We start from the raw sequence: 26,562 nt of genomic DNA on the forward strand, positions 1-26,562 counted from the left end.
CTATTTTTATCATTAAAACTAAATCTATGCGCCTGGTTTACCTTATTATTTTTTTGCTTTTATTTACTTCTATTTGTACTGCACAAGAGGATATTGTATTAAAAAATGTCAGTGATACAATTTTAAATACGAAAAGAACTCTGAAAGCATCCGATCCGTTGGATGCAGTAAAAACAATGCAAAAATTATTTCCTGGAAAATTGTATAATCTTTCTGATCACAATACTTTTTTGAGTTGGAAATGTAATAACTGTAAACCTACCGCTTATACTGATGTTAATGGTGTCGAAGGCAATCAATTATTCCCGTACAAAGATGGTGTTGCAACAAGACTTCTTGACAATATTAGCTATGTTGACTCAAAAGGAAACCAATTCAAATTACTTTTCTTTAATCATTCTATTTATGATGCAGATGGATTGCAAACAGGTAGATTTTCAGGAGGGCTTGTTGGTGTTGCAAAGTTTACTAAGAATGACAATGTTTGGCAAATGAGATCATTTCAGCCGGCAATTGCTGCGTTTGGTGCTTTTGCCAGAGCACCTACTCCTAAATTAATAGAAATTGGCGAAGATCAATATGCTTTTACATTAGTACACTCAAATGGAGGCGCGGGCGCTCCATACTACGACTATCTTTACTTAATTGCAGGTTTTGACGGAAAGTATCAACCTTTAATGGAAGTTGATAATTACGGGCTTTCCAATACCGGCGGCGGTACAAATTGGTCCAGTACATACAAAGTTGTAAATGATAATAACAAAAAATATTTTAGAGATTTTATAGTAACCACAACTGGATTTTACCGTAAGTCAAAAGGTGGCGACGATGAATACGAGGTTGATATGCCAAAGGAAGTAAGCCAAATGGCCAAAACTAAAAAGCAGTTTAATTTTATAATAGAAAGACGTTTTACTTTTAAAGGGAAATGGTACAATATTGTTGGTCAGCCTATTGTAAAGTTTTCAAATGTAAAATAGTTGTTTTAACCTAAATACAAGATTGAAGCCAAACCCAAGCCAGCAATAAATATCCATAGAAAAACACCTTGCAACAAGGGTTTTACTCCTACTGATTTTAATGTGTTAATATTCAAGGTTGCACCTATTAAAAACAAAGTAATTGTTAAGCCAATTTTAGCAATATTGACAATATGTGGCGCAACAACAGCGGTTGCAGGTACATAAGTATTTAAAAGCATTGCTAAAATAAATAAACCTATGAAATAAGGAATCTTGATTTTAGAGTTCTTATTCTTGAAAATGGCAGCTGTTAAAAGCGAAATTGGAATAATCCATAAGGCTCGGGCTAACTTTACAGTTGTAGCTATTTGCAAAGCTTCTGCTCCATATTTATTTGCAGCGCCAACAACTGAACTTGTATCATGAATGGCGATAGCGCACCATAACCCAAAATCTTTTTGAGATAAATCTAATTGATGCCCAATGAACGGGAAAACAAATAATGCGATTGAGTTGAGTATAAAAATAACACCCAACGCAATTGAGGTTTGATTTTCGTTTGATTTTATAACTGGCGAAATAGCTGCAATGGCACTTCCGCCACAAATGGCAGTTCCACAAGAAATCAAATGGGATGTTTTTTTATCAGTTTTCAACCATCTTCCTAAAAATGTACCTAATATTAAAGTACTAAATATCGAAAAAATAGTCAGTAAAAATCCTTCTTTTCCGGCCGAAAGTGCGTCTGTGGCGTTCATTCCAAAACCTAAACCTATTACAGAGAATTGAAGTAAAAAAGTAACTGCAATATGATTGTACTCTGCAAAGGGGTTCCCGAAAATATTCACCATAATGACACCCAATAAAAGTGCTATTGGCGGAGAGATAATAGAAGAAAAACACAATGCAATTATTACAACAAAAATTACTTGTTGAATGTAAAGATTAACTCCAAATAAATGCGATGCGGTATGTTGTTTCGTTTTCAAAATAATAATTTTAATATTTCTTCTACAAAGGTCCGTTGTTTAAAGCATAATCGCCAATTGCAAATTACAATCGACTATAACTCTAAGTTATAATAAGAAGAAATATTTTGAATAAAAAGTTCCGATAAAGAATCTGGTTTACCTAATAATGTAATGATGTAAAAGTATCTTTCTATTGATAAATTCTCTACATCCAGAACTACAAATTCATTGTTTTTAAGTTCTTTATCTACAGCATGTATTGACATAAAAGCAAAACAATCAGAATTTAATAAATATGATTTTATACTTTCTGTACTTCCTAATTGCATTTCGATTTGTAAATCTGTTATTTTAAAATCGACTTGTTTGAGCGCATATTCTATAACTTCAAGTGTTCCTGACCCACGTTCTCGAGTTACGAATTTCATTGTTTTTAAATCATCAAGCGAAATTTCGTCTTGCTTTATTAAAAGATTTTCAGTGTTACAAACCAAAACCAATTCGTCTTTTAAAAACGGAATATACTTAATTGACTGATTTTTAGATTGTCCTTCAACAATTCCTATTTCGATTTCTTTATTGATTAAAGCATTTTCAATTTGTTCCGTATTTCCGTTCAGTAAATTGACTTTTATATCTTTTTGCTTTTGATGAAAACGAGCCAAAACCGGCGAAATAATATATTGAGAAATAGTTGTACTAGCTCCTAGCCTCAATAGTCCTTGACGCTCTTTACTAAACGAACTCATATCAAAGTCGATTTCACGATAGATTTCGAATATGTTTTTGGTGTGTTTTAATAGAATTTTGCCTGCGGGAGTTAAAGCTATTTTAGAGCCATTTCGTTCAAAAAGCTTCGTTTTATAATTTTCTTCGAGTTCCTGAATGTGTTTAGAAACTGCTGGCTGCGAGATATACAATTCTGTTGCCGCTTTAGTGAAATTAAGGCGGAGCGCGACGGTGTAGAATACTTTTAGCCTGAAATCCATTTTTTGTTTCTGTTTCAAGTTTGAGGTTTCAAGTTAAGCAAAAACTTTGAACCTTTGTTGCTATAAATCTATGTTACTACTTAGAGCAACCCATTATATTTTCTAACAAACCATTCTGTAGTCAATAAGAGAGCTATTAAAACCAATAACCAAACCCAATCAATTAAAGGGGTTTTGGTTGAAACATTCTTCTCTATAGATTTGTATTCTTTATTTTCAAGAAGTTGTTGAATCAAATCATCGGCTTGATTCTCAAAGAAAGCTTTTCCGTTGGTTTGTAATGCCAATTGTTTCAATTTTAAAACGTCTGGATTTACAAACTGTTTTTCAATATCAAAATCTAAAATCTCGAAATGACTTGAATATGATGTGTTTGTATTTAACTCTTTTACAATAAAATTATATTTCCCCGTGGATAATCCATCTAGATTTACTGAGAAAGAATTATTCCCTTTTAGTAAATCGTAGTTTTTGGTTTGTTTTGTTTCTGCATTTGTAACTGTAATTGTTAATCGTGCTTTTTCATCAAACTCGTAATTTTTATTGAAGTATTGTGCATTGATTTCGATTGCTTCGCCCGAATTATAAAAACTTTCATGTGTTACGACTAAAGATTTTCGAGAAGTTGTCGATGCTAAATACTGAATGATTTTGTCTATAAAAACATCGTATTTCTCGAATGACTGATTGTCGATATGACTTTGTAAACGCCATTTCCAACTGTTTTCTCCTAAAAGAAAAGCGGTACGTTTTCCTTGATTTTCGGCAAAAGCTAATAAAGGTGCATTTGTAGCAACATTTCTAATTTTTGACGAAAGCAACACAGATACATTTCCGTTTGTTGTAATTGTACCGAATAAATTTTGAAGTGGTGGAAAATTTTCGAAACCTATATTATCTATCGCAAACAAATTAAACTGTGATTGAAATTCAGATAAATAATCTTCTCTCTGACCACTCATTTTAAATACCAAATTATTTTGTTGCTGGTTTAAAAAATTAAAATCAGTGTTGGTTCCGGTAATAACAAACATATTGGTTCCAGCTAATTTATTATTATCAAAAATAGCTTTAAATGTGGCTGTTGGCTGGTACAAAACTAAAACTGAAACATCTTGTAACTGATTAATATCGCTTGGTTTAACTAAAATTACTTTACGTTGTGCATTAACTTCAATTGAACGTTTTAATGCTGCAATATCAGGATGATTTATAGACGAAACTATCGCAATTGTAGACTTTTGATCAATGATTTCGACTGCAAAATTTTTAGTATTGTTATAGCTGTTTTTTTCTTTTGAGTTGGATGAAATACTGGCCTTAAAAATTTGCAAACCAACTTTATCAGCCGGCAAAAGTAAATTTAGTGTTGCTGTTTTTTTTGATGGCGAAAAAGAAACTTTTTCTTTGGCAATAATTAAATTTCCTTGCGCAATTGTAAAATCGGCATTTACAGTTTTATCTCCTGCATATTGTAGAAAAACTTCAACAGGGAATTTATTTTTATGAAATGCGTATTTGTTTACGTTTAACTGATTTATTTTTAAATCTAAAAAGGTAGTTGTATCTCCCACAACCAAAGGATAAACTTTATTAGCAGGATCAAAACGATATACATAATCTTTTCCTGTAGTTTGATTCCCGTCTGTTATTATAACGGTTGGGAAAATCAGATTTTTGTTGATACTTTTTAAATTCTTGGCAACTTCATCAAGATTGGTTTGTTTTCCTTTAAAATCAAATTTATCAGAAGGTTTAAAATCGGCATCAAATTGATAGGATTGAATTTCAAATTTTTCCTTAAGTGCAGGATTTGAAACTAATTTATTGTACAATTCTTCAACTTTTTTATCTGATTTTAAAGCTGTAATAGAACTTGAATTATCAACCGCAATTGCCAAAGGTGTTTTGGTTATTTCCAGCGAGTTTTTAGTTATTATCGGATTTATCAACAAAACCAATAAACCATAAATGGCCAAAAAACGTAAAAAAGCCAAAAACCAAATCACATTGGATTTGTTTTTGGCTTTGAAAAAATATTGAAAATACGACACTCCACCCGCTATTACTAAAGAAAGTAATAATAATAGAATCGTGTTTGTAGTCATATTTATAGTTTAGTGATTGGAAGATTGTGGTTACAGATTACAATATAAAAAAAACTCTGAACCTTTGTAACTTAGAATCTTTGCAACTTTTAAGTAAGCATTCCTCCGCAAACATTAAGTACTTGTCCTGTAACATAAGCACTCATATCTGAAGCTAAGAAAAGACAAGCATTTGCAACATCTTCTGCTGTTCCTCCTCTTTTCAATGGAATTCCTTCTCTCCAACCTTTTACTACATCTTCGTTTAATTTTGCAGTCATTTCAGTTTCAATAAAACCTGGAGCAATTGCATTGCAACGAATGTTACGAGAACCTAACTCTAACGCTACTGATTTTGTAAAACCAATTGCACCTGCTTTTGACGCTGCATAGTTAGTTTGTCCTGCATTTCCAGAAACACCAACTACAGAACTAATATTAATTATTGAACCAGCACGTTGCTTTAGGAAAGTTTTTTGAATTGCTTTAGTCATATTGAATACTGACTTTAAGTTCACATCAATAACTTGATCAAAATCAGCCTCTGACATACGCATCAATAAATTATCTTTTGTAATTCCGGCGTTGTTTATTAAAATATCAACTGTTCCAAAATCTGCCAAAACAGCATCAACAAAAGCTTGCGATTCATTAAAATCTGCTGCATTTGATTGATATCCTTTTGCTTTAATACCTAAAGCGTTTAATTCAGCTTCAAGTGCTTCTGCAGACGCAACAGATGAACTGTATGTAAAAGCAACGTTTGCACCGTTTTTAGCAAAAACTTCTGCAATTCCTCTTCCAATTCCACGACTAGCACCTGTAATAATGGCAACTTTTCCTTCTAGTAATTTCATATTCAAAATTAATTTTAATAATTATTTATAGCTACCTGCGTCTCATATTCAATATTTTACACTTGAAAAGTGACTAAATAAAAGAATTCTCATTTCTTCTGATTATTATTGGAACAGGGCTAAGAATGACTTGTCAAATATATGATAATTCCCTTTTTAAAAAAATAACATTGGTATAAATTATGAGCGAGGGCGATTCTTTTAAAAGTACTTATAAAAAAAACCGTTTCAAAAATTACGAAACGGTTTAATATTTTTTTATTCACAAACTACACCATCAATTGTTATTCTGCAAATTGGCTCTGCAGGTTGTATAGGTGGTAACATAATACATGGACCATTGTAAGTTCCTTGCCTCCATGGTATCATACATATTATAGGTTCTCCACCAACTGTATTTTTTTGTTCTGTTGCACTTAATACTTCAACTCCTTTAAAATTTAAAATTGTTTTTAACATAATAATTAGGTTGTTTGATTTTTGTGTTCTCAATCGTTTATAGTCTGTTGAGTTTCAGACTAAGAAAAAGACATAGTCTTCTCATTTTCACGTATAAATATAAGAAAATTTTTCTTTTTTAATAAAAAATTATAATCTTATTCTTAAATAAAAATCAATAAAAAAGCAGCTCAAAAATATGAGCTGCCTTTTATCCAAAATATAAAAAAACTAAAAATTATTGAAATGCGTAAGTTGTTAATCTAAATGCAGTAGAAGCAGCTGTGAAAGTATAAATTGTATTTGGAGCATTATACTTAAAGCTTTCTTTCTTAATGTACAATCCTTTTGGATCAAGCAATTTGTCATCAATATTTTTCAGGAATGCCGGAGCAGGAGTAATTGCCGCACCATTATGCCAGAATGTATTTTTTAGGATTATCGTTTTATTAACTGGATCTGCAGTAATACTTACCCTATGATAAATGATTGGTTTTCCACCTGTAAAAAGATAAATAATCTCTCCAACCCCACCCGGTGAGAAACTAAACTGAATACGCGAAACTTTCTGAGTTGCAGGAAGTGATGCATTAACTTGAGCCAAAAGCACTTTGAAAAGTTCTGAGTTAGTTGGCGCTTCTGTTAAGTTTGGAGCTATATAACCATATGCATTTGCAGGTGTTCCCGCAGGTGGAACAGCTACTTTGTAATCATCTGTTAAAATTGGAGGTACAGACGTAAATTTAATTGTTGCAGTCACTCCACCCGTTCCAGTCGCAATAAAAGTATTGCTTACACTGTCGTACACAAAATTAGTTAACTTTTGACCTTTTACTACTAATGCCGGCTTTACCGTAGCGCCTGTTGGTGTAAATGCTAATGCTAAATTTAAAACATCATTAGAACCAGCTGTTAAAGACGCGGCTGTACCAAAACGAGCATCTGTATTATAATCGAATTGATAATTTTGTATTGCCGAACCATCATTTACTACCAATAATCGATATAGCGGACTATTTATATCACCGGTAATTGCTTCGATTATAGGTGTATTTTTTGGTAAATTAGTCCAATCTTGGGCTGTGGCTTTTACAAATCTTAGTTCATGAGAATTTCTATTGGTTCTAAAAATAATTTCTCCATTTTTCTGACCGTAATAAAAGAACTGAAAATCTCCTAAATACCCTTTACCATAAAGTGCTGATGTTGGAAAGTTATTGGATTCAGATAAAAGATGTATTCTATTAGCTGTTGTAAATACCAAACTCACTGTGCTTCCTAACTGAATTTCGTACTGACTTTTATAAACAGATGTGTCATCGTCAAAATCTGATGCCATATCCACTTTTCCGTCAGCTGTAAACTTAAACAAATGTGTCCAGCCTCCTAATTGTGTACTATCTGTATAATAAACCGCTTTCCATCCTTCAGCAGATGAAAGCAATACATCATTTAGTTCTTTTTTCTGAGCATTTAAACGCTCTGTAGGTGTCTGCTCAAATTTTTCATCAGCTTCCGTACTTGTACACGCACCCAATAGTATTGCTACAAAAGCCACTATCAAATACTTATATATATATTTTAATTTCATAATATCGATTTTTAATAAATTAATTATTGCTCTTTATTAATACTTTTAGTTTGCGATTACAGCATCGGTATTTTTTTGCGCTTCATCTCTTAGAGCATAAAAATCCATATTAAAAGCATCCTTATAATATTGCACAACAATAGCCTCTTTCTTTTGGATATTGACTCTGCTTACAGGATCACTAATACTTGCTAGAATTGCAGCATACTCAGCTTTAGAACTTGTTAAAATTATAGAAGCTGTCTCTGCAAAATCCTCATAAATATTTAACCTTGCGTAACTTGTTATAAAACCCAACTCTCTTGAATCTTCAATTTCTTCAGCATACCAACTAGTTGTATAACCACTTGGCGTTAATTTTGCCCAAGCTTGCGCATCAAAAGGTTTTGTTTGATTTAAAATGTGTACATATTCATGCTGAATGGTGTGAATAAACTCAGTAACATCCGGCCTGCTTTTTTTGTTTAGATAATCTACTTGAAAAAGCGTAACTCTCTGTCCACCTTCGGCCAGTCCTAATGTTACTGTACCATTTGTATTTAAATTCATACCTCCAACTAAAACAAATTCTCTTGGAGCGATTTTCTTTACGAAATCAGCACCGCCAATAGTCGTATAACTGTCAATCCAGATTTTCTTAACGACTTCAAGAGCTGGTTTTACTTTATCAATGGTTGGTGGAAATAAATAACGGGTATTATCTACAAGATTTTGATTCCATTCATAATATACTTTGATATTATATGGATCTAAAAAACCTGTATCAATCCATTTGTCTAATTCTGTTTTATTTCGTTGTGAAAAATCTAATTGACTTTCTGTTGGCTGATCTTCGTGCGCGCAAGCAACAAATAACAATGATGTTGTAATCATTGCGATCGCTTTATATCTTTTTAATATTTTCATAATAGTTAAAATTAAATTTTTATCTAGGATTTTTTTCTATTCCATTATCAGATGCTCTAGCTGGAATTTGTAACGCTCTTCTTTTATCGTCTTTTTCCAAAACGTTGTGTCTCACTACTTTTCCAAACTCAAACGTATCATGTGTTATCACAAGATTAAAACGTTTGATATCAAACCATCTCAAGCCTTCATGTAAAAATTCTCTTCTTCTAGCCTCTGCAATTGCTTTTATATAAGATGCCTGCACTGGTGTTAAAGCATAAAAAGGAGTAAATTCATTGGCAATTACAGGGTATTTTGCTACTACTTTAGCTTCCGTTAATTTATCTGTAGCGGCATTGTATCCTGATGTTTTGGTACCAAGGAAATATTCTAATTCAGAGTTTGCTTCTGCAATTTGATTATTCATAACATGAGCTTCGATTCTGTTCAAGAAAAACTCATCATTGCTTAAAAGTACTGTACTGGTAAAAGGCTGTCCAACTCCTGTTGTTAAATTAGTTACTTTAAAATATTCATAAAGTTTAGGAACTAAAACTGTTTGACCTCCTTTATACTGACCTGCCGCACGTATTAACCAAGGTTTAGCATAAATATTAGTTGCTGTTCCTAAAATCTCATCTGATCTGTTTCCTGCAAGAGTAAATCTATATGAGAAACTTCTGCTCCAAATTGAATTTGGGTAAGATATTAATAAATTAGCCACTTGTTCTGCTTTAGAATATTCTATAGGCATCTCCTCATAAGGAACTCCATTAAAAGTTGCATAATTTCTAAGTGTAGTTGGTCTGGTACCTAAATCTTTTGTGTATTCCAGTACTTTACTCCAATCTCCTTTAACTAAATAGAAACGGCTGGCAAATGCTTTTGCTGCATTAACATTAAAATGATATTTAACTTCTTTATAATCATTCGTCACGTATTTCATACCTTCATTAATATCTTTTTCAATAAAGTCAAAAACTTCCTGTACAGAATTACGTTTGTATTTTGCTAATAAAGCTCCTTCTGGTTTTGTAACATATGGAACACCTAAATCAGTAGCTGCAGTTGCAGGATTATATCTATTTCCCCATAATGAAACCAACATAAAATGAGAGTAAGCTCTGGCGATTAGCGCTTCACCTTTTTGAGGATTCAAACTAGCCGGACTACCAAGTTCTTCGATAGCTAATAAAGCCTGATTTGCAGATGCAATTGCGCTGTACGAAGCGCTCCAGAAAGACTCTTCAGTATCAAATCCTAATTGAGTTTGCATTTCCCAGTTGTAACTTTGTTTATTATCTAAGTTCGAATTGGGTAATGCACTATCAAATACATTATCAGACATTGTTTCTGCAATCCCCATGTATGTTACATTTGGATAAGCTGTTACTAATAATTCTGAAATTTTTTCAGGTGTATTTATTTGTGTTCTATTATCTGGTACTTCTGAAAGAAAATCGTCGCAACTACTAATACTAATTAATAATACTAATGAAAGTGCTATTTTTATATTTTTCATAATTAATCTTATTATAATGAAACATTTAAAGTAAATGTATACTGAGAAGTGATTGGGAAAGCAACTCCTCCTGTATTACGAAATTCAGGATCTTGCCCGTGCAATCTTTTATCAGAATAAATCAACCATGGATTTACTGCCGATCCTTTTAAAGTAAAGGTGCTAAGTCCAAGTTTTCTTTTAAAATCTTTAGGAAACTCCCAACTAAGTGAAATATTTTTCAATCTCACAAAATCACCATCTGCAACCCTTACATCAGAAAAATTATAAGTATTGTATGCAATTTGTAAATCGCTTTCTCCGTAATTTCTATTTAAAATTCTGTCGGCAATAACAGGAACGTTTGTAATGTTTTCATCTCCAGGATTAATCCATCTATTGGTAAATTCTTTAGTAAAAACCGTTAAGTCATTGTATTCATTACTATAAACCGGGTTTAAACGCACTTTATTTCCTCCTGAACCTACAATAAACACATATAATGACCAGTTTTTATAAGTAAATGTATTTGCTAAACCAATTGATTTATTTGGCTCAATAGAACCTTCGTACTTAAGATATTTCATAACATCGTTAGTATCCTGAAAGTTTGCTTTTGTAATATTATTTTCTGCTCCGTCTTGCAAAATAAAAGTTGGCAATCCTTGGTTATTCAATCCTGTAAATTGGTAAGAATAAATTGAGTTTCTAGGATGTCCTACTGTATTACCCCCATTAGAATCAACCAAATCAAATGCTGATGGTTTGTTTGCTAATTTTGTAATCTTTTGATCATAAACTGAAAAATTCAATGTTGTTGACCATTTAAAGTTGTTGCTAACAATATTTTGAGTTGTAAACCCAAGTTCAATACCTTTTGTTTCCATATCGGCATTATTACCTTGCTTAACAGATTGTCCGCCAACACCTGAAGTAATTACATAATCAATTAAGTCAAACGCTTTACGTCTGTAAACATCAGTAGTCAATTGTATTCTGTTATTAAACATACCTATGTCTACACCAATATTAGTTTCATATTGTTTTTCCCATGTCAAATCTTTATTCTGCAAATCTTCAATTCGTATTGCATTTTCTCTGTCTGAAAGATTAAAACGATCTGTTATAAAACTTTTATAAATTGCCAATGAGTTAGTAGCCGGACCCGCTGTTGCAGTAAGTCCATAAGATGCTCTTAATGCCAATGTATTGATAGATTCAACATTTTTCATGAATTTTTCTTCAGCAACATTCCATTTTCCACTTACAGTATAAGTTGGCAACCATCTTGAAGATCCTGTGTCACCCTGTCTATTAGACCCATCGTAACGACCTGTTAAAGAGGCTGTATAACGACGATCATAAGTATATCCAACTTTTCCAAAGAAACCAACAGTTCTCTCTCTTTCAGCACCAACTTCGTAATATGAGTCACCCCCATTTACAATTTTCTCAATTATTTTAGGATCAATAAAAGAAGTTAATCCTTTATCATATTGAATACCAACAGCAGTAAAATTATCATTGTTTCTATCTACTGATCTAAGCTCTGTACCAAAGAAACCTTCTACTTCATGTTTTTCATTAAATGTATTTCTGTAAGTAACACTATTTCTAATATTATAAGAAGTCATGTCGTTAGTAAATTTTCTTAAAAATCCGCCACTTGGTAAAACAGAAACTTTTGGCGCAGTTAAATCGTTAGGATCTTGATATAAGAACACATTGTCTTTTTGTATTTGCGTATTTACATTATCTCCAACACCTGCATTATATGCCGCAACTACGTTTGAATTTTCGTAAATTTTATGCTCTCTTGAAGTGTTTGCATAACGAGCAGAACCTGTTAAATTATAAGTCAAATGTTTATTGATTTTATAATCTAAATCAGCTTGAAAACGAATATCATTTACTTTAATATTTAATGTATTATTTGCCAATTCATTTACAATATTCATTGGTGCCCAGTTATTTTGATAATACTCGTAATCACCATTATCATCGTAAGGTCTTAAAGTTCTGCTTGTACTTAAAACATAATTGAATGGGTTAATATCAAAATCTCTATTTACTTTACCAAATACAACGTCTTTTTGACTCTCATAGGCTCCAGGAGCTTCCTGATCACGTATAGAACCCATCGTAGATAACGTAATGTTTAATCTGTCGTTTACAAAAAAGGTTCCTTTTATGTTTGATGTCAATTGTTTTACATTGTCCGCAATAGTCCATCCTGGATCAGTATAATACCCTAATGAAGCATAAAACGTATTGTTTTTTCCACCACCAGAAAAACTTAATGAGTGGTTTTGAGTAATAGATGGTCTAAATAAAACGCTGAACCAATCGGTATTTGCTAACTCATATTTTTTTAAGAATTGGTTGATGTTTGGTTGGTCATTTTTAACTCCAAATTGGCCGTTTGACTCATTATAGCGATTAATCTCTTTTGCAAGAATATTATAAGCACCTCCAAATCTACCTGTGTATGATGAACTTAAATCAAGGTATCCTTTTTGTTTCATTTCCTGAAAAACACTCATTGACTCTTGAGAATTTAAGATATCATATTGTGTATAACTAGGTACAGTTCTTACCGTATTTTCAACAGAATAGCTCACTTTTAGCGGAGAATCTCTACGACCTTGTTTAGTTGTAACAACAACAACTCCGTTTAACGATCTAGAACCATAGATAGACGTTGCTGATGCATCTTTAAGAATCTCAATACTTTGAATATCATTAGCATTTAGACCAGCAACAGAAGAACTTAACAATGTTGATGAATTTCCAGAAGCCAAATCAGCAAATGAAACATTAATAATATCTTCTTGAACAACACCATCAATTACCCATAATGGTTTTGTATCTCCAAAAATTGAAGATGATCCACGTACTGTAATTTTAGGAGCTGTACCAAATGTACCTGTTACGTTTTGTACAGTTACCCCAGCCGCTTTACCTTCAATCATTCTACTAACATCAACCACACCATCTACTTTTAATTCAGATCCCGAAATCTTACTAATTGCACCAGTAAAGGTTCTTTTTGATGTTTTTTCGTATCCTGTAGTTACGACAACTTCTTTTAAGTTTTGACCTTGCTCACTTAAAACAATAGTAGGAGTAACATTTGCTATACCAATTTCTTTAGACTCCATTCCAACATAAGAAATCACAAGTTTATCACTGTTTGCAGGCATTTCGATTGTAAACCTACCATCAAAATCTGTAAGGACAGCGATTTTAGTTCCTTTTGCCAATACAGTGGCACCAGGTAACGGGCTGCCTGTTGCATCTGTAACTGTACCTTTAATAATTGGTCCTGCAGTTAATATTTCGAATAACGAATTATTAGCCTCAGCACTTGTAAAAGGATCTGCAGCTGCATTTTTTTGTAAAACAATCTGATTGCTTACTTCTGTATAAGTAATATTAAATGGTATTAAAATTCGATTTAAAATACTAGATAAAATTTCCTGATCTGCATCTATGCTAACTTTTTGATTAAGTTGAGGCAATCTTGAATTATACGAAAATTTTACATGTGCCGATTTCTCTAACTTAGACAAAGCATTGTCTAAAGTTAGATTTGCAACATTAATAGTAACTTTCGTATCTAACTTTTTTTGCCCATTTACATCATTTGCCATGGCCACACTTGAAAATACAAGTGCCAAGACAAACTGAAATAGTGTTATTTTCATGATTCGATGGAGTAATCGTTGTTTAACAACTGGTTTTTTCATAATTTTGGTTTGTTTTGATTAATACTGATTCGAGTGTATTTTAAGAAACATTATGAATTACTCTTTACAGAGAGTAACTCAATTCATTTAAGTGTCGAAAATGTTACAGCATTTCGGCACTTTTTTTTGCTCATTATCTTTCACATAGGCATTTTATATTAGTTTTAGTTTGTTTCAGTTCGCTTTTTAATATCCTAACTTTTTTAAAATTTCAGAAAACGAATCCGCTCCTATTCTTAAAAAGAAAGAATTCATTTTAGATCCCAAACCAAACATCTTACACACAATTACAGTTGCGTGTCTTTAAGTTAATTACAACCTGAGGATGTTATTATAATTTGATTTCCATTCATTTCAAAACTGGTGTTATTACCAATACTATTACAAACAATTTTAAGTTTTTCTGTTAAAGGCTGATCACTAAGTGAAGTAGTAAGATGGCAATCTTTAAGTTTGTTTTTAGGATAATCAATATCCACCAAGTAAGCTTGTTCAATTGTTTCAAAAATCTGTGATACGGGAATATCAGTAAATTCAAAACTTAACTGTTCAATGTTTCCAACACTTCGAGTTAATACCTGATCTTGGGTAATGTTTGTAATTTTATTAAAACTCAAGTCACTACGTACAAAACGTAATGCCTGATTAGGAAGCAAAACCACTTCTTCATGATCTGATTTTGATACCAGATCATTAGATTTTACCTTCACTTTACCGGTGCGAACAAGAACTTCAACATCAGGCTGGTCAGAATAAGCTTTGACTCTAAAACTAGTTCCAACAACCTTCGTGACAATTTCGTTTGCGTAAACAAAAAAAGGCTTTTTAGGATTTTTACTAATTTCAAAGAAACCTTCGCCGGATAAATACACCTTTCTTTCGTTTCCGGTAAAGATTTTAGGATAACTTAATTTGCTATTGGGTTGTAGTAAAACCGAACTACCATCAGATAATGTAATGATTTGCGGTTTATTAGAATTATTAGTTTGTTCAACTAAACCTTCATTATTTTCATCTATAAGTTCTTTATAAGTAACTATTTTACTTTCAGGTCCAAATTGATTTTTATAAAACCAAACTGACACTGAGCCAAACAGTAGAGCTGCAGCAACTCCTCTAATAAAATACTTTCTGAAAAATTTTATTTTTGAATCATCAATTGAATCATTTTGATTTTCTTTCTCTTCAATTTTAATCCAGGTATTTTGTAAAGCATTGTGAATATCAGCTTCAGACAATGTAGAATTTGGCACTTTCATTGCCAATAATAACAGTCTGGCGTCTTCTACCAACTTAGCGCGTTGACGATTTTCTAAAGTCCACTCTTCCCAACCATCTTCATCAATTTTAAATAAAATCCATGATTGAAATGATTCATCAGATAAAAAATCTTCTATTTCGGTATATTTATTACGTTTTTGCATCTAAAAAATGAGGTTACAAAAACATAGAGGACAGCTTTCTTATTATATACTCACCAAATTGTGATTTTTTTTATTTTTTTTTGAAATAAAACTAAAAAGCTGTTGAGGATAGTAGAATAATTAACGAAAAACTACCCTTCCATTCTTTGCGAAGCGTAAGTAAACCGCGATGTAAGAGATTACTCGCTGATTGATAATTTACATCTAACATTTCAGCAATTTGCTCTACTGTTAATCCCTGATGATATCTTAAATACAAAGCTTCTTTTTGGCGAGCTGGTAAATCATTTAGTAACTTATTCAAGTGAACTACTTTTTCTTTTGTGGCATAATCATCATCGATAAGTTCATGCTCTACTGAAAATTCTAAAAGGAACGCAATAGAATCTGTACTTGTCGATTTACGAAAAATATGATCGCGCTCGTGCAAACGCGCAATTCGCTTACGTACGCTTGACAACAAATAAGCTTTTACAACAACAGAACCTTGCAATCCGCTTCGATAAACCCAAATATCAGTAAAAACGTCCTGGACACAATCTTGCACTTTTTCGGCATAAGGAGAAAGTGAATTACCGTAGTTAACAAGGTCCCCATAATATTTTTCGAATAATATTGAAAATGACTTTTCATTTCCATCTTTCAAGTTGTTCCAAAGCGTAATGTCGTCAAAAGTTTTGAATTGTAAAGTTTTGGTCTTCATATTTTAGTTTCGGTAGAATTCTTGAAAATAAGCTCTTGGTTTTAACATAAAGAATACAGTTTTTTAACATTATCCTTTAGTTCAGTGTGATAAATATATAAAAGCAAAATTTCAAAACCAATTTTTTTACACAAAAGAAGTATTTCAGTAATACTTAAGAAAATGCTTATTTTTACTGATTTTGTAAGGGTTAGCACCAATTCTATTATATCATTTTTTTTTGAAAAAGATTTAAAATGTCAGATTTTACCACCATACTTTTTTAATATATTTTTTAACAAGCTTTAACTTAAAATCTCTTTTTCTTTACTTAGAAAATAAAATTTTAAATTAAAATAAAAAGAAGTTACCTGTTTATTCACATCCAATAAACAAAAAAGCCTTACTAAATCTAGTAAGGCTTTTTTTATTTATTATTTAAAATAACTTTAGAAAGCTACATTCCATCTTGGTAATTTTGCATTTTCATCTAAGAAATTTTGCAAAACTTGTCCTTCAACTGCAGTTGGAATTGCTTTTACATCTGCATTAAAAGTTTCATACCAAATCACTTCTAAAGCGTCAATGTTTTCCAATTTCATTTGAGCTGGCCAAGAATACTTTCTTCCTGTTTTTGCAAACTGGTGTCCGTTTACAATTTTATCATATAAACCACCATTTTTGCTTTTTAAAGTTCCGTCGTTCTGAACAGTTCCTGTAGAACCAACCATGATTAATTCTTTTGCGTCACCTTCAACAGCATAAACAACAAATACACCTGCACCACCTTCTGGAGCATTACAAACTTGTTCTAAACTGTCTTCAATAGTAAAAGTAAAACTGTTGCTTACTTTAAATTTTTCTAATTCTTTGTACATCTTTTCTGTTTTAAGCTTCTATCCTAATCCCGAAACTTCGGGACGGGACTAAGAATCTGAGTTGCTAAGTTTTTAATTATATTTCCAACATTTTAAAAATGTAAAAAAGTCTCAACAAAATATTGAGACTTTTTTCTGGAATTTTTTATTTCGAATATTGGAGATTATCCAAGTACTTCTTTTACTTTTTTACCAATTTCAGCTGGCGAATCAACAACGTGAATTCCGTTGTCTCTCATGATTTGTTTTTTAGCAGCAGCTGTATCATCAGAACCACCAACAATAGCACCTGCGTGACCCATTGTTCTACCAGCAGGAGCAGTTTCTCCAGCGATAAAACCAACAACTGGTTTACGGTTACCATCAGCTCTAACCCATTTAGCAGCATCAGCTTCTAATTGACCTCCAATTTCACCAATCATGATGATAATTTCAGTTTCCGGATCGTTCATTAATAATTCAACAGCCTCTTTAGTAGTAGTTCCAATAATTGGATCTCCACCAATACCAATAGCTGTAGTAATTCCTAAACCTTGTTTTACAACTTGGTCAGCAGCTTCATAAGTTAAAGTTCCTGATTTAGAAACGATACCAACTGTTCCTTTTTTGAAAACAAAACCTGGCATGATACCAACTTTAGCTTCACCCGGAGTAATAACTCCTGGACAGTTTGGTCCGATTAATCTAGAATTTCTTTCTTTAACATAATTATTTGCTTTAATCATATCTGCTACAGGAATTCCTTCTGTAATAGCAATAATTACTTTAATTCCAGCATCAGCAGCTTCCATAATTGCATCAGCAGCAAAAGCTGGCGGTACGAAAATGATAGATGTATCAGCTCCAGCTTGCTCAACAGCATCTTTAACTGTATTAAAAACCGGACGATCTAAATGGCTAGTTCCTCCTTTTCCCGGAGTAACACCACCAACAACATTAGTACCGTACTCAATCATTTGAGAAGCGTGGAAAGTTCCTTCGCTTCCTGTAAATCCTTGAACAATTATTTTGGAATCTTTATTAACTAAAACACTCATGATATATATTTTATGTAGTTTTTAAAATTGTGATGCAAAAGTAAGGTTTTGTAACGTATTTTAACCTTTTTGTCTTCAAAAAAATTAAGAAAATTGACTCATTTGATAACCTCGATATAATTTATCATCTTTTATTTGCCAAATAGTAGCAAAATGGGCTAACAACATCTCTTCTCTAGGATTCTCAATCGTTTTCACAAAATGCGAATATCGTATCGAAACCAAGTCATCTTCAGCAATAATATGACTAATTCTCACTTTAGAACGAACATAAGCACGACTAAGCTCATTGGCCATATCCAACATCGAATTCTGATCCATCTCAATTAATCCTTTGGTGCTATGCCAATCCAACTTTACATCAGGATGTAAATAAGTTTTCATGATTTCGCTATCAATTAAGGCATCTGACTTGTAAAATTTTTGAACAAATTCTTTTATAGACATATTACTTCAATTTATTTAAAATTTCAGGAATCTTTTTGATATTGGCCAATTGTTTTAACTTTTCTCTAGATTCTTCGATTGGAGTTCCAAAATATGATTTCCCGCCTTCAACCGATTTAGTAACACCAGTTTGCCCCATAATAACAGCCTTCGCTCCTATCGTGATTCCACTTGTTGTTCCTACTTGTCCCCAAATTGTAACTTCGTCCTCAATCACAACACAACCGGCAATACCGGTTTGAGAAGCAATAAGACATTTTTTTCCTATCACCGTATCATGTCCAATATGTACCTGATTGTCTAATTTTGTTCCCTCGCCAATTGTTGTATCTCCTGTAACACCTTTGTCAATTGTACAAAGAGCTCCAATTCCAACATTATCCTCGATAACAACTCTTCCACCAGAAATTAACTGATCAAAACCATCTGGACGTTTTTTGTAATAAAAAGCATCTGCCCCTAAAACAGTCCCGGCGTGAATCATTACATTATCTCCAATTACAGTATGATCGTAAATAGTAACATTTGGATGTATTAAACAGTTTTTACCAATTGTAACATTGTTTCCAATAAAACAATTAGGCTGTATCACAGTCCCCTCTCCAATAGTTGCAGAAAGAGCTATTGATACATTTGTTGCCTGAAAAGGTCTAAAATGTTTCGTTAAGGTATTAAAATCTCTGAAAGGATCATCAGAAATCAAAAGTGCTTTACCTTCAGGACAATCTACTTTTTTGTTAATTAAAACAATTGTCGCAGCCGATTGTAAAGCTTTATCGTAGTATTTTGGATGGTCAACAAAAACAATATCTCCAGGTTCAACAACATGTATCTCGTTCATGCCAGAAACCGGAAAGTTTTGGTCACCAATAAATTCGCATTGAAGCAAATTTGCAATTTCTTGTAAAGAATGAATCTTTGGAAATTTCATATTTTATAATTAGAAAATTTGTCAATCAGAAAATGTGTCAATTAGAAAATGTGTCAATTAGAAAATGAATATTCGAAATTGTGACGTTTCACTAATTTTCTAATTGACTCATTGACAAATTATCTAATTAAAAATTACTCTTTTACACGCTCCATGTAAGAACCTGAAGCTGTATCAATTTTAATTTTATCACCTTCATTAATGAACAACGGAACGTTTACAGTTGCACCAGTTTCTACCGTAGCAGATTTAGTAGCATTTGTAGCCGTATTTCCTTTTACTCCTGGCTCAGCATATGTAACTTCAAGAATTACTGAAGATGGCATATCTACTGATAAAGGTAAATCAGTTTCAGTATTAACCTGAACCATTACACTAGTTCCTTCTTTTAATAATCCCGGAGCATCCAAGATGTTTTTATTCAAAGAAATTTGCTCAAAAGATTCTGTATTCATAAAATGAAACTCATCTCCTTCAGCATATAAAAACTGGTAATTATGCGTCTCTACACGCACATCGTCAATTTTATGTCCTGCAGAAAATGTATTATCTAATACTCTTCCTGTAGTTAAACTTCTTAATTTTGTTCTAACGAAAGCTGGACCTTTTCCAGGTTTTACGTGAAGAAATTCAACGATTTTATAAATATCGTGATTGAATTTAATACATAATCCGTTTCTAATATCTGATGTAGATGCCATTGTAATTTTGTTTTATTTAATGTTTTCTTTAATCGTTTAATCGTCTATTTGTTCTCGATTAAACGATTAAACAAATCAACGATAGAACTTTCTCTAATAATTTCCTGAATAACCTTTCATAATTCCTCTTGATGAATTTCTAATAAAATCTAAAATTTCATCTCTCTCAGGAGTGGCTTCCATTTCAGCTTCAATAATACTTAAAGCTTGTGTTGTATTGTAATTCTTTTGATATAAAATCCTGTAGATTTCCTGAATTTCTCTAATTTTTTCAGTGCTAAAACCTCTTCTTCTTAAACCAACAGAGTTTATTCCTACATAAGATAACGGCTCTTTTGCTGCTTTTGTATAAGGCGGAACATCTTTTCTTACCAAAGATCCACCAGAAATCATAGCGTGATCTCCAATATGAATAAATTGGTGAATTGCCGCTAAACCACCAATTACTGCGTGATTACCAACAACAACGTGACCTGCCAAAGCAACACCATTAACAATAATAGCATTATTACCAATCTCGCAATCGTGCGCAATGTGAGCATAAGCCATTACTAAACAATTATTACCTAAAATTGTTTGACCAGAAGCAACTGTACCTCTATTTATAGTAACACATTCTCTAATTGTACAATTATCTCCAATGATGGCAAGAGAATCTTCTCCACCAAATTTTAAATCTTGTGGCACCGCAGAAATTACTGCTCCTGGAAAAATATTACAATTTTTTCCAATACGAGCACCTTCCATGATGGTCACATTTGAACCAATCCAAGTACCATCACCAATAACAACATTATTGTGAATTGTTGTAAAGGGTTCTATTACAACGTTTTTAGCGATTTTGGCGCCGGGATGAACATATGCTAATGGTTGATTCATCTGTAAGTTTTATATTTTAAATTAAAATAATCTAATTTGGGCAACAAACGTAAACAATAAAATTGATTAAATTATTATTGTTTTCTTGCAATTTGAGCCATTAATTCTGCCTCAGTAACTAATTTTCCGTTTGCGTAAGCATTTGCCTGCATGTGACAAATTCCTCTTCTGATAGGAGAAATCAATTCACACTTGAAAATTAACGTATCTCCAGGCAAAACTTTATGTTTGAATTTAACATTATCTATTTTCATAAAATAAGTCAAATAATTTTCAGGATCCGGAACTGTGCTTAGAACCAAGATCCCTCCTGTTTGTGCCATAGCTTCAACAATTAAAACTCCTGGCATAACCGGTGCTTCAGGAAAATGTCCTACGAAGAAATTTTCATTCATAGTTACATTTTTCATCCCAACTACATGACTATCCGACATTTCGATAATTCTATCAATTAACAAGAACGGCGGTCTATGTGGCAATACAGCCATAATTTTATGAATATCCATCAACGGTTCCAAATTCAAATCATAAACCGGCACATGGTTTCTTTGCTCAATTTTAATGATTTTTGCCATTTTTTTAGCAAACTGAGTATTAACATAATGCCCAGGTTTGTTAGCAATAATCTTTCCTTGAATACGAACTCCGATCAACGATAAATCTCCAACAACATCTAATAATTTATGTCTTGCAGCTTCGTTTGGATAGTGTAAAGTAAGGTTGTCTAAAACTCCGTTTGGCTTAACCGAAATTTTATCTTTTCCAAAAGCTTTCTTTAAATTTTCCATTGTAGCATCAGATATTTCTTTATCTACATACACAATAGCATTATTTAAATCTCCCCCCTTTATTAATCCGTTTTCTAAAAGAGACTCTAATTCATGTAAAAAACTAAAAGTTCTTGAATTAGCAATTTCTTCTTTAAAATCGGCTATACTTTTCATAGTCGCATTTTGAGTACCTAAAACTTTCGTACCAAAATCAACCATTGCAGTTACTTGATAATCATCGCTTGGCATAACCAAAATCTCGCTTCCTGTAGTTTCATCAGTAAAAGAAATTACTTCTTTTACAACATAAACATTACGTTTCGCATCTTGCTCTTCGATTTGTGCCTTTTCAATTGCTTCAACAAAATATTTTGAAGAACCATCCATAATTGGAAGTTCTGAAGCATTTAATTCTATAATAACATTATCCAAATCACAGCCAACTAATGCAGCTAAAACGTGTTCTGGGGTTTGAATTTTTACACCTAATTTCTCTAAATTAGTACCTCTTTGTGTATTAACAACATAATTAGCATCAGCCTCGATGACCGGTTGACCTTGCAAATCTACTCTTACAAAAGTGAAACCATTATTAATTGGAGCTGGTTTAAAAGTCATTGTAACTTCTTTCCCAGTGTGTAATCCAACGCCTGTTAGTGAAATTTCATTCTTGATGGTCTTCTGTTTAACCATTATTTCCATTTTTTGGGTTTGTTATTTGTTTTTTTAATTCATCCATTTCGGCAACAATTTTAGGCAAATTCTTAAAATGAACATATGATTTATTGAAATCAGTATATCCAAGTGATGGAGTTCCTTGCAAAATTTCTCCATCCTTAATGTTTCTTGCTACTCCAGATTGAGCTTGCAATCTAACATTATTACCTATAATTAAGTGGCCAGCAATACCAACTTGCCCGCCAATCATACAGTTTTCGCCAATTTTTGTAGAACCCGCAACACCAGATTGTGCAGCGATTACAGTATTCTTACCAATTTCTACATTATGCGCAATCTGAATCTGATTGTCTAATTTAACTCCTTGTCTAATAATAGTAGACCCAAGAGTTGCTCTGTCTATTGTGGTATTAGCACCAATATCAACATTATCTTCTATGATAACATTTCCAATTTGTGGTACCTTACTATATACACCTTCTTCATTTGGCACAAAACCAAAACCATCTGCACCGATAATTGTTCCGGAATGTATGGTACAATTATTCCCGATAATAGTTTCAGAATATATTTTAGCGCCTGCAAAAATATACACATTATCGCCAATAACAACATTATCGCCAATAAAACTATTTGGATAAATTTTTACATTGTTTCCAAGAACCACATTTTGTCCTATATAACTGAAGCTTCCTAAGTATAAATTTTCGCCATATTTAGTTCCTTCGGTAATAAAAGAATTAGCTTCGATTCCGTTTTTGTTCAATTTTACCTGATTGTAAAACTGCAAAAGCTTAGAAAAAGACGCATATGCATCCTCTACTTTTATTAAAGTTGTGGTAATTTCCTGTTCTGGTACAAAGCTGTCATTAACAATAGTTACTGATGCTTTTGTACTATATATGTAGTTGATATATTTCGGATTAGCCAAAAAAGTAAGCGATCCTTCCTCACCTTCCTCTATTTTAGATAGCCGAGAAACTTCTGCATTGGGATCCCCAACAACTTCTCCTTCTAAAATTCCTGCTATTTGTTCTGCTGTAAATTTCATTGCGACAAAAATATAAAAAATAGATTTTAAATGTTAATTTTAGATAAGTTGTTTTGGAAAACAGATGTAATATTTTGTCACCAACTTAGATAACGATTTCAAATTCAGCTGATCAGATGCTTCTACAACATCTTCAATTGTTTTATCTTTTTTCAAAATTCGTATCGGTTCCGCCTCTTTACTATAAGCTTGGTTTTTAATTTTACCTCTAAATATAAAATAACCGGCTTCTAATTGTGAAATATGATGCGCTTCAGCGAATTCTTCCTTCAAAGATTGAGACTCTTCCATTGGGATTTTCTCTGCACTCAATTTAATCTTCAACAAATCTCTGTTAATAAGCATTTTACTTAATGTAGAGAGTATAAAATCATTATTTTTCTGCCATGCTTTTAGAGCACTAATAATATCGAAATCATCTAATTGAGAAAACAGATCTAATCTTTCGGCATCAAATTCTTCTAAAGTGATTTTATTTTGCATAAAATACAAAAGAGGCTCACTACAAGGCAAAGCAATGCCTTTTAACGTTAATTCTTTAGCTCTTTTAAGGACTTTCATCAAAATTAATTCGGCCACCAAGCTTGTTTTATGCAAATAAGCCTGCCAATACATCAATCTTCTCGAAAGCAGGAATTTCTCTACTGAATAAATTCCTTTCTCTTCAATAACCAAAGTACCATCAACCACATTCATCATCTGAATCAAACGCTCAGAATTGACATTTCCTTCCGCTACACCAGTATAAAAACTATCTCGTTTTAAGTAATCCATTCGATCCATATCTAATTGACTTGAAATCAATTGCAACATGAACTTTCTGTGATAATCTCCCTTAAAAACCTGAATTGCGAGACTCAATCTTCCATCAAACTCTTCGTTGAGCTGATTCATAAATAATAACGAAATCGCTTCATGATTTACATCTTCAACAATACTTTTTTCCATCGCATGCGAAAAAGGTCCATGGCCAATATCATGCAGCAAAATGGCAATATATAACGCATTCTCTTCTTCTGAAGATATTGCAACTCCTTTAAATCTAAGAGTTTCAACAGCTTTTTGCATCAAATGCATACAACCCAGAGCGTGATGAAAACGCGTGTGATTGGCACCAGGATAGACCAAATACGATAATCCCATCTGTGATATACGGCGTAAACGCTGAAAATACGGGTGCTGAATTAAATCGTAAATAAGTTCGTTCGGGATGGAAATAAACCCATAAATGGGGTCATTGAATATTTTTAACTTATTGATATGAGTCACTATTTGGTTATTTTTAGGTCAACAAATATAAGTAAATAACTATAAACAGCTTTGCGTTTTCAACTTAAAAATCAACAATAATTCACTATGATTATCAAGGTTATAGCGAAATACGAAAAATATATTATACCAAAATCACAATACTTTATTCTGAAATTTATACTATTTTTAATACTTTTTAAGTTCTATACTTCTAAATTGCATTAAAATTACATTCGTTTATGGATAAGATAAAAATACTTTGGGTCGACGATGAAATCGACCTTTTAAAGCCTCATATACTATTTCTGGAGAAAAAAAACTATGTTGTAACTACTTGCAATAATGGCTTAGATGCTATAGCATTGTTTGAAGAAGACAATTTTGACATTGTTTTTTTAGATGAAAATATGCCCGGAATGAGTGGCCTGGAAACCCTTTCTGAAATGAAAGAAAAAAAATCGGCAACCCCGATGATTATGATCACTAAAAGCGAAGAAGAATACATAATGGAAGAAGCCATTGGTTCTAAAATCGCAGATTATTTGATCAAACCTGTAAATCCAAATCAGATTTTATTGAGTTTAAAGAAGAATCTTGATCATTCAAGATTAATTTCAGAGAAAACTACTTTAGATTATCAAAAAGAATTCAGAAAAATTTCGATGGAATTAGCAATGGTTAATTCATTTGAAGATTGGATTGAATTGTACAAAAAATTAATCTTTTGGGAACTAGAATTAGAGAACATCAATGATCAGGGAATGATTGAAATTCTTGAATCTCAAAAAGTGGAGGCTAATTCTCAATTTGGAAAATTCATAGAGAGAAACTACGAAGACTGGTTCGCGCCGAAAGCTGACAAACCTGTTCAATCGCACAATTTATTTAAAGAATTAGTAGTTCCGGAAATCAAGAAAAAAGACAAACCAATTTTATTTGTTGTAATTGATAACTTACGTTACGATCAATGGAAATCTTTTGAAACTGTAGTTTCTAATTATTACAAATTAGAAAAAGAAGTTCCCTATTTCTCCATTCTTCCAACTGCAACTCAATATGCAAGAAATTCCATATTCTCAGGATTGTTGCCTATTGAAATGGAAAAACAATTTCCGCAATATTGGAAAAATGACGTCGAAGACGGAGGAAAAAACCTTTACGAAGCCGAATTTCTTTCTGCTCAACTAAAGCGCTTGGGATTAAATATTAAGGAAGATTATTTTAAAATCACGAATTATGCAGGCGGAAAAAAACTTGCTGAAAACTTCAAAGCATTAAAAGGAAATGACTTAGTAACAGTTGTTTACAATTTTGTTGATATGTTATCGCATGCTAAAACCGAAATGGAGGTTGTAAAAGAACTTGCTTCAGACGATAAAGCATATCGTTCTTTGACTTTGAGCTGGTTTAAAAACTCTCCACTTTTAGAAATTATTCAGCAAGCACAATTATTAGGTTTCAAATTGATTTTAACTACAGATCATGGAACAATTAATGTAAAAAACCCTTCAAAAGTTGTTGGTGATAAAAATACAAGCTTAAATTTGCGTTATAAAACAGGTCGTAGTTTAACTTACGAACAAAAGGATGTGTATGTTGTAAAAGAACCCAAAACTATTGGTTTACCTGCCATAAACATGAGCAGTTCGTTTATTTTTGCCAAAAATGATTACTTTTTAGCTTATGTAAACAACTACAATCATTATGTGAGTTATTATAAAAATACGTATCAACATGGTGGAATTTCATTAGAAGAAATGATTATTCCATTTTTAGTATTTAACCCTAAATAAAAAAGTA

The 26,562-nt window shown here is 32.3% G+C and carries 22 protein-coding genes; 2 read left to right on the top strand and 20 right to left on the bottom strand.

Features of this window, described 5'->3' with window-relative positions; all coding sequences use genetic code 11:
- Window positions 1-176 precede the first annotated feature (176 nt).
- Window positions 177-980, top strand: coding sequence for a hypothetical protein (locus ACHRVZ_RS00990; RefSeq protein WP_395420174.1), 804 nt, complete (start codon window positions 177-179; stop codon window positions 978-980).
- 5 nt (window positions 981-985) lie between these two features.
- On the opposite strand, the gene ACHRVZ_RS00995 is transcribed toward ACHRVZ_RS00990, so the two are convergent.
- The 20 genes from ACHRVZ_RS00995 to ACHRVZ_RS01090 form a co-directional block, all read right to left on the bottom strand.
- Window positions 986-1,951 carry a YeiH family protein gene (locus tag ACHRVZ_RS00995; RefSeq protein WP_395420176.1) on the bottom strand — a complete coding sequence of 322 codons (966 nt, stop codon included), beginning with the start codon at window positions 1,949-1,951 and terminating at the stop codon, window positions 986-988.
- 74 nt (window positions 1,952-2,025) lie between these two features.
- Entirely contained in the window at window positions 2,026-2,922 is an 897-nt protein-coding gene (locus tag ACHRVZ_RS01000) for a LysR family transcriptional regulator (protein WP_395421283.1), read from the bottom strand.
- Between the two features lie 80 nt (window positions 2,923-3,002).
- On the bottom strand, window positions 3,003-5,030 hold the full coding sequence (locus ACHRVZ_RS01005; protein ID WP_395420177.1) for a hypothetical protein: 2,028 nt from the start codon (window positions 5,028-5,030) through the stop codon (window positions 3,003-3,005).
- Window positions 5,031-5,119: 89 nt separating this feature from the next.
- On the bottom strand, window positions 5,120-5,866 hold the full coding sequence (fabG, locus tag ACHRVZ_RS01010) for a 3-oxoacyl-[acyl-carrier-protein] reductase (protein WP_395420179.1): 747 nt from the start codon (window positions 5,864-5,866) through the stop codon (window positions 5,120-5,122).
- Between the two features lie 258 nt (window positions 5,867-6,124).
- Window positions 6,125-6,325, bottom strand: coding sequence for a hypothetical protein (locus ACHRVZ_RS01015; RefSeq protein ID WP_395420180.1), 201 nt, complete (start codon window positions 6,323-6,325; stop codon window positions 6,125-6,127).
- Window positions 6,326-6,542: 217 nt separating this feature from the next.
- Window positions 6,543-7,895: a DUF4302 domain-containing protein gene (locus tag ACHRVZ_RS01020; protein WP_395420181.1), complete on the bottom strand. Its 1,353-nt coding sequence runs from the start codon at window positions 7,893-7,895 to the stop codon at window positions 6,543-6,545.
- A 45-nt stretch (window positions 7,896-7,940) separates the two neighbouring features.
- Window positions 7,941-8,801, bottom strand: a complete 861-nt coding sequence (locus ACHRVZ_RS01025; protein WP_395420182.1) for a putative zinc-binding metallopeptidase — start codon at window positions 8,799-8,801, stop codon at window positions 7,941-7,943.
- Between the two features lie 19 nt (window positions 8,802-8,820).
- Window positions 8,821-10,305, bottom strand: coding sequence for a RagB/SusD family nutrient uptake outer membrane protein (locus ACHRVZ_RS01030; protein ID WP_395420183.1), 1,485 nt, complete (start codon window positions 10,303-10,305; stop codon window positions 8,821-8,823).
- Window positions 10,306-10,316: 11 nt separating this feature from the next.
- The gene (locus tag ACHRVZ_RS01035; protein WP_395420185.1) at window positions 10,317-14,033 is read right to left on the bottom strand and encodes a SusC/RagA family TonB-linked outer membrane protein; all 3,717 of its coding nucleotides are present in this window, start codon (window positions 14,031-14,033) and stop codon (window positions 10,317-10,319) included.
- Between the two features lie 308 nt (window positions 14,034-14,341).
- Window positions 14,342-15,457, bottom strand: a complete 1,116-nt coding sequence (locus tag ACHRVZ_RS01040; RefSeq protein WP_395420186.1) for a FecR family protein — start codon at window positions 15,455-15,457, stop codon at window positions 14,342-14,344.
- A gap of 91 nt (window positions 15,458-15,548) precedes the next feature.
- Window positions 15,549-16,160 (bottom strand): RNA polymerase sigma factor, encoded by a 612-nt coding sequence (locus ACHRVZ_RS01045; RefSeq protein ID WP_395420188.1) that lies wholly within the window; start codon window positions 16,158-16,160, stop codon window positions 15,549-15,551.
- Between the two features lie 428 nt (window positions 16,161-16,588).
- Entirely contained in the window at window positions 16,589-17,017 is a 429-nt protein-coding gene (locus ACHRVZ_RS01050; protein ID WP_395420190.1) for a hypothetical protein, read from the bottom strand.
- Between the two features lie 164 nt (window positions 17,018-17,181).
- Window positions 17,182-18,054, bottom strand: coding sequence for a succinate--CoA ligase subunit alpha (gene sucD, locus ACHRVZ_RS01055; protein WP_017497509.1), 873 nt, complete (start codon window positions 18,052-18,054; stop codon window positions 17,182-17,184).
- A gap of 84 nt (window positions 18,055-18,138) precedes the next feature.
- On the bottom strand, window positions 18,139-18,501 hold the full coding sequence (locus ACHRVZ_RS01060) for a nuclear transport factor 2 family protein (RefSeq protein WP_395420192.1): 363 nt from the start codon (window positions 18,499-18,501) through the stop codon (window positions 18,139-18,141).
- Window position 18,502: 1 nt separating this feature from the next.
- The gene (locus ACHRVZ_RS01065) at window positions 18,503-19,432 is read right to left on the bottom strand and encodes a UDP-3-O-(3-hydroxymyristoyl)glucosamine N-acyltransferase (RefSeq protein WP_395420194.1); all 930 of its coding nucleotides are present in this window, start codon (window positions 19,430-19,432) and stop codon (window positions 18,503-18,505) included.
- A gap of 134 nt (window positions 19,433-19,566) precedes the next feature.
- Window positions 19,567-20,133, bottom strand: a complete 567-nt coding sequence (gene efp / locus ACHRVZ_RS01070; RefSeq protein WP_035624093.1) for an elongation factor P — start codon at window positions 20,131-20,133, stop codon at window positions 19,567-19,569.
- 93 nt (window positions 20,134-20,226) lie between these two features.
- The gene (gene lpxA / locus ACHRVZ_RS01075) at window positions 20,227-21,012 is read right to left on the bottom strand and encodes an acyl-ACP--UDP-N-acetylglucosamine O-acyltransferase (RefSeq protein WP_029270176.1); all 786 of its coding nucleotides are present in this window, start codon (window positions 21,010-21,012) and stop codon (window positions 20,227-20,229) included.
- 74 nt (window positions 21,013-21,086) lie between these two features.
- Window positions 21,087-22,475, bottom strand: a complete 1,389-nt coding sequence (locus ACHRVZ_RS01080; RefSeq protein ID WP_395420196.1) for a bifunctional UDP-3-O-[3-hydroxymyristoyl] N-acetylglucosamine deacetylase/3-hydroxyacyl-ACP dehydratase — start codon at window positions 22,473-22,475, stop codon at window positions 21,087-21,089.
- Window positions 22,468-23,511 (bottom strand): UDP-3-O-(3-hydroxymyristoyl)glucosamine N-acyltransferase, encoded by a 1,044-nt coding sequence (lpxD, locus tag ACHRVZ_RS01085; protein ID WP_395420198.1) that lies wholly within the window; start codon window positions 23,509-23,511, stop codon window positions 22,468-22,470. Before lpxD ends, ACHRVZ_RS01080 begins: the two co-directional genes overlap by 8 nt.
- Window positions 23,512-23,550: 39 nt before the next feature.
- Window positions 23,551-24,780: an HD domain-containing protein gene (locus tag ACHRVZ_RS01090; RefSeq protein WP_395420199.1), complete on the bottom strand. Its 1,230-nt coding sequence runs from the start codon at window positions 24,778-24,780 to the stop codon at window positions 23,551-23,553.
- Window positions 24,781-25,001: 221 nt separating this feature from the next.
- Here ACHRVZ_RS01090 and ACHRVZ_RS01095 point away from each other — a divergent pair, with 221 nt between their 5' ends.
- Window positions 25,002-26,555, top strand: a complete 1,554-nt coding sequence (locus ACHRVZ_RS01095; RefSeq protein WP_395420201.1) for a response regulator — start codon at window positions 25,002-25,004, stop codon at window positions 26,553-26,555.
- Window positions 26,556-26,562: the final 7 nt, after the last annotated feature.

Origin of the sequence: Flavobacterium sp. FlaQc-57, from assembly GCF_044007395.1 — a bacterium.
Classification (GTDB): domain Bacteria; phylum Bacteroidota; class Bacteroidia; order Flavobacteriales; family Flavobacteriaceae; genus Flavobacterium.